This window comes from Nonomuraea sp. NPDC049269 (assembly GCF_043197155.1).
Lineage (GTDB): Bacteria > Actinomycetota > Actinomycetes > Streptosporangiales > Streptosporangiaceae > Nonomuraea.
Genome location: NZ_JBICSO010000003.1, coordinates 842,952 through 856,287 on the forward strand (window position 1 = coordinate 842,952; position 13,336 = coordinate 856,287).

The window sequence follows — 13,336 nt, forward strand, 5'->3', positions numbered from 1 at the left end:
GCGGGTCGACCGACCTCGACCTGGAGCGGGCCCAAAAGCCTTTACGCCGATCCCCGCCTTCCGTCATGATCAAGCATGGCGATGACGCAAGAACTGCTCGCTTGTGTACGGGGCTGGATGCCGGGCCGCGCCGCCCGCACCGCCGGAGTCCGGGCGCTACCGGTTGTGCTCGCTGTCCTCGCCGTCCTCGTGACGGCCGGCGGTGGCCAGGCCGCGTCCCGTACGGCCGTGGCCGGGGTGCCCGCCGAGGCGCGCGATTCGTCCTCCGGCCCTCCCGTGGTGCTGCCGAGGATCGACTGCGCGGCCCTCGCCGGGCAGGACCTGTCGGGGACGCCCGGCGCTCCGGCGGTCATCGGGTCCGCGACCGCGACGATCTCGCCGGTCGGCTGGGCAGCCTGCGAAGTCAAGGGAACCGCGGCGCCGCAGATCCAGTTCGACGTGCTCCTCCCCACCACGACGTGGCGGCAGCGGTATCTGCAGACCGGCTGCGGGGCGTTCTGCGGGAGCGTCGACATCTACGCCGACGCGACGGACGGGTGCGTGCCGCTGACCCGCGGCGACTTCGTCATAGCCACCGGCAACGGGGGACACGTCGGCGTCTCCGGCTTCGACGGCACGTTCGGTGCCGATCCGCAACTCCGGGTCGACTTCGGCTACCGGTCCGACCACGTCGTCGCGCTCGTCGCCAAGCGGCTCATCGCGCTCTACTACGGACAAGGCCCGCGCTACTCCTACTTCGACGGCTGCTCGCAGGGCGGCCACGAGGGGATGACCGAGGCGCAGCGCTACCCGCGCGACTTCGACGGCATCATCGCCGGCGCCCCGGCGTCGTTGTTCACCTCGCTCATCGTGTGGTCCACGGGCTGGCACGCCACGGCCAACACCGACGCGCAGGGCCGGCCCATCATGACCGCTGCCAAGCTTCCCGCGCTGCACGCCGCCGTCATGCGCGAGTGCGACGCACGGGACGGCCTGGCCGACGGCCAGATCGACGACCCGCGTGCCTGCGCGTTCGATCCGCGGAGCCTGCGCTGCGCGACAGGAACCGACAGCGCGGACTGCCTCACCGACGCGCAGATCGATGCCGTACGCAAGCTGTACGACGGGCCACGCGACGAGCGGGGCCGGCGGATGTACCCGGGGGGCGAGCCCGTGGGCTCGGAAGCGAACTGGGCCCGCTGGGTCACCCCGACCGCCACCGGCGTCCCGGCCGTGGCCGAGGGCAACGCGACGAGCGCGCTGAAGTACCTCGCCTACCCGTCTGCCCGGCCGTCAGCGACACTGCATGACCTGCACTACGACTCGGCGACGTTCCGCGAGATCTACCGGCAGGCCGGCGTCTACGACGCGAGCAACCCCGACCTGACGGCCTTCCGCGCCGCAGGCGGGAAGCTCCTCCTCTGGCACGGCTGGGCAGACCAGGCAATCTCGCCCTACGGGACGATCGCCTACTACCACGCCCTCACCGAGCGCATGGGCGGGACGGACGCCACGCAGCAGTTCGCCCGCCTGTTCATGCTGCCGGGCGTCGCCCACTGCGGTGACGGTCAGGGACCGGACGCGATCGACGCGCTCACCCCCACCCTCGCCTGGGTCGAGAACGGAATCGCACCCGACCGGCTCGTCGCCACGAAGCGTCAGGACGACACCGTCGTACGGACCCGGCCGGTCTACCCCTATCCGACCGTCGCACGCTACGACGGGAGCGGCAGCATCGACGACGCGGCGAACTTCGCACCGACACCGCCGCCCACGCGCTACGAGGACGACATCCCCTGGCTCGGGTCGTTCCGCTCCGGCTACGAGCAGACCTGCGGCTGGCACGACGGCCGCTGGTCCTGCACCCTGGCGCAACGGCCGAGCTAGCTGGGCGGCTTGGCGCCCTACTCCAGAACCGCGGCCAGGACCACTTGGTCCATCACCGCCCCGCTCGCGCTCCACCGTGCCGCATTACAGCAAAGCAGCGCCCTCACGACCGAGGCGCCAGACTGGCGGCGGTTGCGCAGGTCGAGCTCGTCGACGTCGAGGGCCAGCACCTCTTCCGCCCGGGCCGCGCTCTCGTACAACAGTTGGAACAGGGTGCGGGTCGCGCAGCGGCAGGTTCTGCCGAGTGAGCAGCGCCGCGTGCCGGACCGCACGCTTGGCCCCGAGCTGACTGGAGCGAGCCATGGCCCGCCCACGACGATCGGCCTAGCTCAGACCCAGCACGATGAAGATCACGCCCAGCGCGTCGCGTCATCCATGATCAGCGGCGATAGCCCGGAGAACACCACGCTTACGAGCTCGTCTGCACCATTCGTGACTCAATGTGATGCAGTGAGACGTACCGTCACCACCGAAGCTACGACAGAGCCAACAGAAATGGGGGCGGCGGCAGGGAAGTCCAGTCCACTGCCGCCCGCCCTTGCTTCAGAAGCGCTTCGTGTAGCGGGTGCCCCGGTAGTAGATCTTCACGCCGTCGGGCTCGGAGGCACTGTGCCCGAAGGAGTACTTGCCAATGTTACGAGAGCTAGTCTTACCGGGGGCGACCGCCACATAGTCGAAGTCGGACTGCCGGTCGCGCACAATCGAGTACTTGGTCCTGCTAGCGCAGTTGTTGGCCACCCGGACCTGCCACTTGGGATCGGACCAACCGTTGTTGTTCAGCTTGGTGCGGGTGGCTTTCACACAGGAGGGCCAGGCGGCGGCCGCGCGCTGGGCACTCGAACTCGCGACCGGGGTCAGGCCTGCGGCCGAGCCGGTAGCGGCCTGCGCGGTCAGTGGGGCGGTGAAGAAAGTGGCGCCCGCAACCAGGAGAGCAAGGACTCGCATCGGGTTCCTTCCAGAGTAGTGAGTTTCGCCGGGATGCGGCATATGCATTGTGGATACATCTCGTCGAATCGGTTCGCCCTGGGGGTCGTCCGGCCGGCGCAGGGCCACCGGCGACGGCCTGGGACTCGGCCTGTCGATCGCCGCCACCACCGTCCAGGTCCACCACGGCGCCCCGACCGCCCACGCCCCCCTTGGAGGCGGCCGTGACGACGTGAGCGCTGCTTTTGAGGAGGTTAGTTCCTGATCGGCGCCCTCGGACGAGCAGGAAACGCATCCCCGGGGCGGTCGGTGTTGCGGGCCTTGAAGGTGCATTCACCCACGAACCTGACCGTCTTGCCAGGCTTGACGTTCATCCAGCTCTTCTGCTGCGAACCATTGCCGATCAGGTTCTTGCACCAGCACGCCAAACGTGCCTGACCGGTCTTGTTGCCGTGGACATTTCTCTTTCCTCCGTCATCGATATCCGCGCGCCCTCGAATGGGAAAGGCGTCCGTGGCGCGGGCCCCGGTCGTATGCTGGCACGCGGCTTTCCGCTCGGCCAAGGGATCTTTGTCCAGAGGTCGTCCAAAGTGGCGCTCGCCCCATTGGACAAATGAAACCGCAGGTCAGAGCGCATCCACTTGGACATCGAGGAAACACCGCGCGCTTGTCCGGAACAGCACCTGGCCCTCGGCGTCTGTCCGCGGGCAACAACGACAACCACTTCTGGTCGCTCGCTGCCGTCTAGAGTCGCCCACCGCGAGGGGCGGGCACATGCGCCCAGCGCTCGCGGCAGCTCGCGCAGGCGGCAGCCCGGATGCCCGCAGATGTGCGCCGCGATGATTCGCCGCCGCTGCTGCCGAACAGTCCTTTCCGGCCTGATTGGGAGGTGTTCCTCAGGACGTTGGAGCGGCTGCCGCTGGTTAGTCAGCCGTGGGTACGTGAGATCTACGATCGTGTGAAAGACCGCCGGTACAACGGCTCGTTCTTGTAGCCACTACGCGCGGCGTGCGCATCCTGCAGGCCGCGCTCGCATACATCAACACCCCGATGCTGCAGGACGTCCTGGCCGACCCCCAATGGGCCGAGCTGCTCAAGCCCACCGACCGCTGCGGACTGACCCCGCTGTTCTGGCAGCACATCCAGCCCTACGGCGAGGTGCGGCTGGACGTGGCCAAGCGTCTGCCACCGGGCGGCGGCGAGGGTGCCGCCCAGCGGCGCGAACCGGAGTAGCCCAGATTCTGCGGGCTCTTCCGATGAGGGCGGGCCGGTGCGACCTGCGCCGTCCAGCCGACTGTGGACGTTTTGTAGCAACACCGCGCCGGGCGCCATGGCATCGCCCACCATGCGTGTAAATAAACTTTGACATGGTGTCCGGGGCGCTTTACATTGGTTGATGTCAGCTTTGTTTTACGTGAGGAGCGGGCATGGCCTTCGAGGAAAAGCGCGCCTGGCTGATGATCTTGGTCTCCGTCGGCGCCTACACGATCTACGTGGCGACCGTCCTGAGCCGGGCCGGCGACGGCCCGCTCACCGACATCGCCTACGCGGGAACTCTGCTGTGGACCATCGGTGGCGCCATCGTCGCCGCGATCGTGGCCAACATCGCGATGGCCATCGCGGGCGGCCACGGCAGCGACCGCACTGACGAGCGCGACCGTGAGATCAACCAGGTCAGTGAGCGCATCGGGCAGTCGATCGTCATCGTCGGCGCGCTCGCTGCACTGGTCATGGCCATCGCCGAGCTGCGCCACTTCTGGATCGCCAACGCCGTCTACCTGGCGTTCGTGCTGTCCTCGGTGCTCAGCTCGTTTGCCAAGATCATGGCGTACCGCAAGGGCGGCTTCCAGACGTGGTGAAGCCGACGCAGGTCACCAACACGATCCGGGCCCTGCGGTTCGCGCACGACGAGATGACCCAGGCCGAGCTGGCCGACCGGGTCGGCGTCACCCGCCAGACCATCATCGCGATCGAACAGGGTCGCTACTCCCCCTCGCTGGAGATGGCATTCCGCATCGCCCGGGTGTTCCGGTCCGGACTCGACGACGTCTTCCAGTACCCCGACACCGAAGGAGACCCCTCATGAAGGCGATCGTCCAGGACGAGTACGGCTCGCCGCACGTGCTGAGCCTCGATGAGGTCCCGATCCCGACGCCCGGCGCCGACGATGTGCTGATCCGGGTGCACGCGGCCGGCATCGACTACGGCGTGTGGCACGTCATGACCGGGCTGCCGCTCATCGGCCGCCTCGGCTTCGGCCTGCGCCGGCCCCGCAACCGCGTGCCGGGCATGGACGTGGCCGGCGTCGTGGAGTCCGTCGGCGCCAACGTGACCGCGTTTCGCCCCGGCGACGAGGTGTACGGCGCGGCGACCGGCGCGTACGCGCAGTTCGCGCTCGCCCGCCCGGGCAAGCTCGCCCGCAAGCCCGCCAACCTGAGCTTCACCGAAGCGGCGGCCGTACCCACGTCAGGGGTGACCGCGGTACGGGCCGTCGGCCAGGTCACCGCTGGCGAGAAGGTGCTGGTCATCGGTGCCGGCGGCGGAGTGGGCAGCTTTGCGACGCAACTCGCGGTGGCCGGCGGTGCCCACGTCACCGCCGTGTGCAGCAAAGCCAAGGCCGACCTCGTCCGGTCGCTGGGCGCCCAGGCCGTCATCGACTACACGCGCGAGCCACTCACCGGGACGTACGATCTGATCATCGACATCGCGGGCATCCGGCCGCTGGCCCTGCTGCGCGGGCTGCTCACCGAGCGCGGCCGACTCGTCATCGTCGGCGGCGAGGGCGGCGGTCGGTGGTTCGGCGGGCTCAGCCGGCTGCTGGTCGCCCGGCTGATCACCCCGTTCACGCGCCAGCGCCTGGACTCGCTGATCGCGCTGACCCGCACCGCCGACCTGAACGCGCTGCGCGACCTCATCGAGGCCGGGGCCGTTCGACCGGCCGTCGGGCGCACGTACTCCCTGGCGGAGGCCTCCACCGCGGTGGGTGACCTGGCGGCGGGCAACGCGCTCGGAAAGCTCGTCATCACGGTTGATTGACCCTGGGGCGCCGAGATCAATATCCTGCGGCGAGTCTTGGCAAAGAGGTGCATCCGATGACGGTCGACAGCGCCCCGAGGTGACGTCCGATAGTTGGTCGCGAGGGCGCCGGGAATGCACCGATTGGTACATGTGCGACTGGGCCAGCAGCGCCTTCTCGACGACCGTCACCGTCATCTCCGTGTTCCTGGGGCCGTACCCCTCGCCTCCACCCGCCGCTTCCGCCATCTGCTGGCCGACCGCTCGAAGAGGTCATCCCCACCCGGACCATCTGGCGCAACACCCCACCGGCCTTCGTCCTTCACGGTTGATCGTATTCGTCGGCCGTTTCAGGCCCCTTACATCACACGCTGGCGGTAGTCTCCAGGGCTCATGCCGTAGACGGCCTTGAAGGCGCGGCCGAAGGTTGCGTTGCTGGGAAATGCCCAGCGCGCGGCGATGGTGCTGATCGACTGCCCGCGCAGGAGCGGGTCGGTCAGGTCGCGTCGGCAGCGATCCAGTCGACGGCTGCGGATCGATCCGGAGACCGTCATGCCGTGGGCTCGGAAGAGCCGGTGCAGGGAGCGGACAGAGACGTGGTGGGCGGAGGCGATCGTTTCTGGCGATAGCGTGGAGTCGCCCAGACGCTGATGGATGAACGACTGAATCCGAGCGAACAGCACCTGCTCTCGTGTCTCCATTGACAACGAGGTTTCGGCATCGAGCCGGCTGGCCAGCATGATCGAGATCAGGTCGAGAGTGACGAACGAGAGCTGGGTAGCGTCGGTGGCGCTGTATCCGGCGGTGGAGCTGGCCAGCGTGAGCAGGTAGCGGGAGACCAGCGGGCCGAGTCCGTCCTCACGGCGCGATAGCGGAACGGCGAGTAGGTCTTTTAGCTTCCTGGCCGGCAAATGCAGCATCGCCGGCGGGATCGTCACAACTACCGCCGATTCACGACCGTCACGGACGCCCGAGCGGGTTCGAAACGGGCTGGAGCTGTGATAGAGCATCATCTCGCCTGGCCGCAGGACAGCCTCTCTGCGCTCCTGGGCGAACTGCTGGTGGCCTGCAAGGTTGAGTACCAACTGATAGACCTCAGGATCGGACTGCCGGATCAACCGACGCGTACGTTCGACGTCTATCGGCGGTTGTCTCATCACGATGGTTTCGATTGCCCCGAAACTCGCGGTCTGGATGGTCGCCACGAAGTCGGCCGAGTGAGTGCTGAGCACGTCGACCGGCATGGCCACTTGTGCCAAGGTCTCCCGCCAGAACTCGAACCGGTCAGCACGCGGGAGGTTCTCTGTTCGGACCACCTGACGCATGGCCACCGCCTGTCGGGGTGATGCCCTGGTTTCGTTAAGCGGATGGTGTCAGGGCCTGCCTGCATCGGCAATAGTCCGATCCGGAGTCTCGTGCTGCTTGGTCGTCTCGACAAACGGTCGATGTGGGTTCCGTTTGAGAGAGAGGGTCATACGCATAACTTCTGGCGCGTCATGGACAAGATCGCATGGTCCAGACAGCAAAGGTCTGCGGCAAACTGTCACGACGCATCACAGGTCACTTACCAGCGTTCAGGCGCCATCGACATCGGCCAGTTGGATGACGGTGAGACCGATGTCGGCACGCCTGACCACTGTCACGCTGGACCCAACTGGCGGACATATTCGCCTATGAGCTGGACAGCGAGGGCCTGACCCCCTTCGGCGCATCTCCACCTGCACGCCTTACCGGCTGTTCAGCGCTCAGAGCGTTGGACAGGGATGCCAGGATTCATCACCCTAAGTTATTCAATGACCACCAATGTTGCTTCTCATGGCGGAGAAACCCCCCACCCGCTACGGGAGTTGCCTGGCGACCAGTATGACGTCCCGCCGTCGGCCCCATTGCTCGTGCGGCGGCCGGGCCGACTCCGTTCGACGCGCGGCCACCATCTATATCGCGCCCCGTCTCGGGAACACCGTCGCGTGGCGACAGGCGAACGCTGGGTGTCGCTGGGGAGGAACGACCGTGGCGGTCAGCCCCTGAGCAGAGCCGACCGCCATGGTATTGGTGCCTGTTCTCACCAGGTTGGTTTGACCCCCACCCACTAGGCGCGGCTCGCGCCAGAGAACCGGGGGACATACCCTTTGCGCCATGCTTGCGGCCAGGCGTGATCAAGGCACGTACAGGAGGCTGTAGTTATAGCTAATGCCGCCGCCGGTGTGATGCCCGAGGGCGTCATTCGTCGAAAAGACCGGACAGTAACTGTCCGCTTGGAATGGTCCGAAGAACAGGCCCTGGCACTTTCTGCACCATGTCCAGCCGGCCTGCTCGTCGCCACCGACCGTCGTACCGGGCGGGACGACCTCCAGCATGTAGGCAAAGCTGCCGGTGCCGTTGTGCGCGCCGCCCTTTGGGCAGTGACTATTGCCGTTGGGCAGGTAGAAAAGACCCTGACATTTGGAGCACCAGCGCCAGCCTTTCTGAAAGCCGGATGGTCCGCTCGACTCGGTCCAGAGAGCGTAGTTCCAACTGGCGACGCCATCGTCGCTCACGGTACTGTGGCTGCCGTTACCGTTCGTGAACAAGGGACAGGCACTCGGGCCGTTGCCGGGATAGAACAGGCCTCGGCAGTGATAGCAGTGCGCCCAGCCGCTCTGGACAGCGGCGGCCGGCTTGGCGAAGATGGCCGGTTCGGTTGCGAGGACCGCGCCGGCACCGAGCCCGACGAGGGCAGCCTTCTTCAGCAAGTCCCGTCGCGACTGAGGGTGTCCATCACGGCGAAGCGGCGAGTCGAACGGAGTGGGTTCAACTGCTGTCATCGTCAGCACCTCCGTGCTTTTCGAATGAACCAATTATAATCTGGACGACATAATCATCGGTCTGATATACCCGCGATCGATGGTGTACGCCATGGGCAATTATCATGGCGTTTTTGCATAGGCGTTGGTCCACGACCGGACGGCCGGGCAACTGGGCAGCGCCAAAAGGCCCCTAGCCGCCGAGGATATCCTTGACGTTCTCGCCCCCCACATACCACATGGGCCTCGCACCAGGCGTCGGGGTGGCACTTAAGCACGACTAACCCGCAAACGCCAAACAACACGACGGCGCAGATTCTTTGACGCTTTTTCTCTTTCCGTTCTTTCGCTGCATGCTCTTCTCTCGTTGATCAGTATGGTCGGATGACAAACAGAAGTGTGGACGCTCAGCGCCAAGCTGTTGCCCACGAGTGCCAGGTTTCGGCACCGGTCCACCGGTCCGTTCCGACCACGGTCGTGTACGTCGCGATCGCCACCGGCACCGGAACGGGAATGAGAACGGTTCGAGGTCGCTGCCGAATGCCACTGCGGGGACGACCCCGAGTGTGGTGACGACCAACGTCCACAGTGGCCACCTGCGGCGTGCCGCCGGCGCGGCGACGACCACTGCCAGCAGGACGAATATCGCCGAGGTTCGAACATCAAGCGCCGCGTCGGGAAGGTCGGCCGCGCTCAGCGCGAAGAGGGCCGCGGCACCGAGGGCGTCCACGGCAGTCGGATGCCTCCGCGCCAGGGAGCGGATTCTGTCTCCATCAGCCTGGGCCGGTTACACGTCGCGGCGGCTCGTGGGATGATCTTTCGGTGCAGGCTGGGGATGGGCGTCCGTCGTATGACGAGCTTGCCGCCTTGGTCGTGGAGCAGGCGCGGGTCATCGCTGAGTTACTGGCCGAGGATGAACGGCTGCGGGCGGAGAATGGGCGGCTTTCGGCTCGGGTGGCCGAGTTGGAGCGGCGGCTGAACAGGCATTCGGGCAACTCTTCGCTGCTGCCGTCGGCCGCCGCCTTCATCCGGCCAGAGAAGAAGCCGACGCCCAGGAGCGGGCGGCGGCGGGGCGGTCGGCCGGGTTCGGCGGGTGGTGGGCTGGCCATGGTCGAGACCCCGGACCGGGTCGACGATCATCTGTCCCAAGGGTGTGGCGGGTGCGGAGCCGGGCTGATCCTGGCCGACGGCGCCGGATACGAGCGCCGCCAAGTATGGGACATCCCCCTGATCCGTGTGACAGCGACCGAGCATCGGGCGCATCGGTGCCGGTGTAGGTGCGGGATGACGACCCGGGCGGCGATGCCCGTGACGGCGGCCGGCTCGCCGACCTCTTACGGGCTACACCTGTGCGCTTTGGCGGCCTACCTGTTGGACTTCCAGCACATCCCGGTCGAGCGGACCGCGCGGCTGATCGGTGATCTGACCTGCGCGAACGTGTCGACCGGCTGGGCGTCAGGGGCGTTGGGGCAGGCCGCGGGCCCGGTGGCCGACAGCCTGAAGCTGATCCGTGCTCTGTTGACGCTGGGGCATGTGCTGCACGCCGATGAGACCACCACCCGGATCGGTGGCGGGCAGCGGTGGCTGCACGTGGCTTGCACCGAGCGGCTCACCCTACTCGGCCTGGGGCCGCGCTCGCGCGAGGGCGCCAACACGCTGGGCGTGCTGCCGGACTTTCGCGGCGATTCGCTGGCCCTGTATGTCGGCTACCCCGATGCCCGCCATCAGTTGTGCGGGGCGCACCTGGCCCGCGAGCTGACCGGTGCCGCTGAAGACCACCCCCAACAGCGCTGGCCCGTCCAGGTCCGCTGGGCACTGCCGCAACTGAACGAGCAGGCCAAGAAGGCGGCCGCCCAACACTTCACCGATATCCCGCCCAAACGGGCGCTGGTCCACTGGGAGTCCTTCCACCACGGTGTGGCCGTCGGGTTGTCGCTGCATCCACGTGCCCCAGGCCGCAACCTGCTGGAGCGCGGCCTGAACGCCCTGGACGCGATCCGCCGAGCCTTCACCGGCCACCTCTGGATGCCCCCGATCGCCCTGACCGACTGACCGGCAAGCATCACAGAGCGTCACAGAGCTGATGAATGCTTACGCATTAACTGGGAGGACCGAGAGAATTGACTGACCTGTCTGCTTTCCCATTGCCCTTTCTTGCTTCCCGAACAATATCGTTCGCGGAGCCCCGAACATTGCGGGAACTTCAGATGATGCAGTGCAGCGCCCACATTCGGGCGAAGCCAGGGTGGTTCGTCAAGATGAACGACGCCGAAATCGTCGCCAGGTGGACGCGAGAAGCGGTTGCCGAGGGCCTGACCGAAGCGCAGATTCGTTATGTGCTTGCCGAACTCGCGTATTACGCCGAGCTGCGGGACGGGCGAACCGGCATCGAGGTGTCCGCCGTCGATGGGGTGTGGCAGTCGGACACACTGGTCGACGACGAGCTCAGGTCCCGGCTGCGCGAGGCGGTTCGGGTTTTGGAACAGGTCCCCGAAGCGGAACAGGATTGGCATCCGGGATCCAATGGCCAGGTACTGGATCTGGTTCATCCCTCACTGTTCTGCCTCGTGCGTCAGGTGAGCGGCGCACCCGAGCGGGCATGGCAGAGCCCGGCAGCCGGCAGTTTGCGGTACGAATTCTCGGAGAAATTCCAGTGGCTACCCACGGATGTCGAGGTCGGCGACGACGGCGATGTCGTCTTCCGTTCGTACGTCAACAATGTCCACCCCGTGGCTCATCGCGAACTCACCTCCGTCCTGCCAGTCCTGTTTGCGCGCCTGCGCCCGCTGCTGGAGAACGTGCTCACCGATCTGCGCCATCCGCGGCCCCTGCGGATCGAGGCCGATCCTTACACGTGGTACGACCAGGCCCCGGACGAGCCGGTCGAACCCTCCGACGACGACGCCTATGATGCTGAGGAAGAAGCCATGGAGGAATGCGGCCCGGTCGTCCCGGACGCCCCGGTCTTCATCCCGCCCGCGTTGCCCGATGACTCCGCTCGAGTCGACCTGCGCGGCCGCCGTCTCCAGGTCATCGTCAAGCTCGCCACTATTCATCTCACCCCGGACAAGCTCGAGTACCCCGGCGGTTCCTGGCATGTCGAGGGGATGATGAACGAGCGGATCGTCTCGACCGGCATTTACTACTGGGACAGCGAGAACATCACAGAAAGTCGACTGAGTTTCCGGGCGGCAGTCGACGACCCGGACTACGAACAGAATGACGACACCGGTGTGCGTGAGGTCTATGGCCTGAACGACGAAGACCCACTGAATCAGGTGCTGGGATCGGCATCGACCCCAGCGGGCCGCTGCCTGGCGTTCCCGAACATCCTGCAACACCGCGTCGGCTCGTTTCGCCTCACGGACCCCACCCGGCCGGGATATCGCAAAATCCTTGCGTTCTTCCTGGTCGATCCGTCGGTAACGATTGTCTCGACATCCGATGTGCCGCCGCAACAGCCATGGTCTGCCACATCGACCATGACGCTGGATCAGGCCAAGAGCTACCGCGAACAACTCATGCAGGAACGCAAATTCTTCGTCGACGAACACAACGAGCAGCTCTACGAGCGAGAGTTCTCCCTGTGCGAGCACTGAACCATCGCCATCACTCCTTCCTGTCACCAACTCCGGCGAAACCTCGCCTGCAGGGCCGTACTCATAATTCTTGCGGGCAAGTGCGACACGACTCGGGTGCGAGCGTCAGTCCATGCGCGTAAAGCCCGCAACCAGAAGCATTCCGTCGCCGCCTGGAACAGGCCGGAGATGTTGAAGCCCTCCGCCCGGTTCCGGAGAACCGGGTCGCGAGCCGAGGTCAGGCGCTCTCCCCGGCGGATAGCTTGTCGGAGACTGAGACACGACCCATCTTGCCGCTGTAGACCAGTGCGAACCGGTCTGCCGGTACCACGATGTCTGCCGTCTCTACCTGCGTCTCCCCGGCGTGGTACGTACGTTGAATCGTCACCATGATCGAGCCGGGCGGGTGCTGTAGGCGCTCGCACTCCTCGGCCGTCCCGAGCCGTGCCGCGACTTCTTCCACCCAGTCGTCAATGGGCCTGCCGATGCTCAGCATGCGCTCGGCCACTCCGCGGCCGGCCAGCATCCCGTCCTCCGGCAGCACGATCGGCGTCCCGCGGGTAACCCCGAGCGGTTCCCAACTGGTCGAAAGCATGACCGGCTCCCCGTCGGCCGAGAAGACATAGTCAGTCCGCACCACATCTTCCATGCCTTCCCCGGGCTCATCGAGGCCCAGGCGGTCGCGAATCTCTGGTGGGGCCTGGATCGTCCGTGACTTGTAGGTCCAGCCGGCCTCACGGCCCTGCCGTTCCATGTCCTGCCTGAACGGCGAGCCGTACGGCGTCGCACGATGCCACGCGCGGATCAGCCGTTGCGGCTCCCGGGGCAGACGAACATAAGTGCCCGAGCCGGATCGGGCAACGGCGAGACCTTCGGAGATGAGCACCTTCAGCGCCTCGGCAGCCGTCGAGCGCGAGATGCCCAAGTCGGCCGCCAGGCTCGGCACGGACGGAAGGCGATCACCTTCCTGAAATTCCCCTGCCGCGATCCTCCTGCGCAACGTGTCCGCTACGCGGAGGTACATAGGGCGATCAGCATCTCGATCCACGCCGGTAGCTTGACAGCCTTACCAGCAAGCTTCAAGCTTACGGATAGATACAGAACCTACACAGAAGGTTGCGTGGTGTACCGGCTGTCTCTATCCCCTACCGACACGTGTATCGAGAGTGT

General features: G+C 66.2%; 13 protein-coding genes. 7 read left to right on the forward strand and 6 right to left on the reverse strand.

Going from position 1 to position 13,336, the window contains the following annotated elements; genetic code table 11:
• The first annotated feature begins 75 nt into the window (after window positions 1-75).
• Window positions 76-1,866, forward strand: coding sequence for a tannase/feruloyl esterase family alpha/beta hydrolase (locus tag ACGFNP_RS21445; protein ID WP_393321073.1), 1,791 nt, complete (start codon window positions 76-78; stop codon window positions 1,864-1,866).
• A 17-nt stretch (window positions 1,867-1,883) separates the two neighbouring features.
• Here ACGFNP_RS21445 and ACGFNP_RS21450 read toward each other — a convergent pair whose 3' ends face one another.
• The 3 genes from ACGFNP_RS21450 to ACGFNP_RS21460 all read right to left on the reverse strand — a co-directional run bounded on the left by ACGFNP_RS21450 (window position 1,884) and on the right by ACGFNP_RS21460 (window position 3,353).
• Window positions 1,884-2,066: a hypothetical protein gene (locus ACGFNP_RS21450; protein WP_393321076.1), complete on the reverse strand. Its 183-nt coding sequence runs from the start codon at window positions 2,064-2,066 to the stop codon at window positions 1,884-1,886.
• Window positions 2,067-2,409: 343 nt separating this feature from the next.
• Entirely contained in the window at window positions 2,410-2,811 is a 402-nt protein-coding gene (locus ACGFNP_RS21455) for a hypothetical protein (RefSeq protein ID WP_393321079.1), read from the reverse strand.
• Window positions 2,812-3,044: 233 nt separating this feature from the next.
• Window positions 3,045-3,353, reverse strand: coding sequence for a hypothetical protein (locus ACGFNP_RS21460; protein ID WP_393321082.1), 309 nt, complete (start codon window positions 3,351-3,353; stop codon window positions 3,045-3,047).
• A 445-nt stretch (window positions 3,354-3,798) separates the two neighbouring features.
• Here ACGFNP_RS21460 and ACGFNP_RS21465 point away from each other — a divergent pair, with 445 nt between their 5' ends.
• The 4 genes from ACGFNP_RS21465 to ACGFNP_RS21480 all read left to right on the forward strand — a co-directional run bounded on the left by ACGFNP_RS21465 (window position 3,799) and on the right by ACGFNP_RS21480 (window position 5,826).
• Complete coding sequence (locus ACGFNP_RS21465; RefSeq protein WP_393321085.1) at window positions 3,799-4,023, forward strand: Tn3 family transposase; 225 nt, start codon at window positions 3,799-3,801, stop codon at window positions 4,021-4,023.
• Between the two features lie 194 nt (window positions 4,024-4,217).
• Window positions 4,218-4,649, forward strand: coding sequence for a hypothetical protein (locus tag ACGFNP_RS21470; RefSeq protein ID WP_393321088.1), 432 nt, complete (start codon window positions 4,218-4,220; stop codon window positions 4,647-4,649).
• Between the two features lie 23 nt (window positions 4,650-4,672).
• The gene (locus ACGFNP_RS21475; protein ID WP_308127435.1) at window positions 4,673-4,876 is read left to right on the forward strand and encodes a helix-turn-helix transcriptional regulator; all 204 of its coding nucleotides are present in this window, start codon (window positions 4,673-4,675) and stop codon (window positions 4,874-4,876) included.
• Window positions 4,873-5,826, forward strand: a complete 954-nt coding sequence (locus ACGFNP_RS21480) for an NAD(P)-dependent alcohol dehydrogenase (RefSeq protein WP_393321091.1) — start codon at window positions 4,873-4,875, stop codon at window positions 5,824-5,826. Before ACGFNP_RS21475 ends, ACGFNP_RS21480 begins: the two co-directional genes overlap by 4 nt.
• A 338-nt stretch (window positions 5,827-6,164) precedes the next feature.
• On the opposite strand, the gene ACGFNP_RS21485 is transcribed toward ACGFNP_RS21480, so the two are convergent.
• Window positions 6,165-7,130 (reverse strand): helix-turn-helix domain-containing protein, encoded by a 966-nt coding sequence (locus ACGFNP_RS21485; RefSeq protein WP_393321094.1) that lies wholly within the window; start codon window positions 7,128-7,130, stop codon window positions 6,165-6,167.
• 831 nt (window positions 7,131-7,961) lie between these two features.
• Window positions 7,962-8,609: a twin-arginine translocation signal domain-containing protein gene (locus ACGFNP_RS21490; protein WP_393321097.1), complete on the reverse strand. Its 648-nt coding sequence runs from the start codon at window positions 8,607-8,609 to the stop codon at window positions 7,962-7,964.
• 801 nt (window positions 8,610-9,410) lie between these two features.
• Here ACGFNP_RS21490 and ACGFNP_RS21495 point away from each other — a divergent pair.
• Together ACGFNP_RS21495 and ACGFNP_RS21500 are read left to right on the forward strand one after the other, a co-directional pair.
• Window positions 9,411-10,640 (forward strand): transposase, encoded by a 1,230-nt coding sequence (locus ACGFNP_RS21495; protein ID WP_393321100.1) that lies wholly within the window; start codon window positions 9,411-9,413, stop codon window positions 10,638-10,640.
• 68 nt (window positions 10,641-10,708) lie between these two features.
• Window positions 10,709-12,187: a DUF4246 domain-containing protein gene (locus tag ACGFNP_RS21500; protein ID WP_393321103.1), complete on the forward strand. Its 1,479-nt coding sequence runs from the start codon at window positions 10,709-10,711 to the stop codon at window positions 12,185-12,187.
• 217 nt (window positions 12,188-12,404) lie between these two features.
• Here the strand turns inward: ACGFNP_RS21500 and ACGFNP_RS21505 are convergent, their stop codons facing one another.
• Entirely contained in the window at window positions 12,405-13,190 is a 786-nt protein-coding gene (locus ACGFNP_RS21505; protein WP_393321106.1) for a GntR family transcriptional regulator, read from the reverse strand.
• Between the last annotated feature and the right edge of the window lie 146 nt (window positions 13,191-13,336).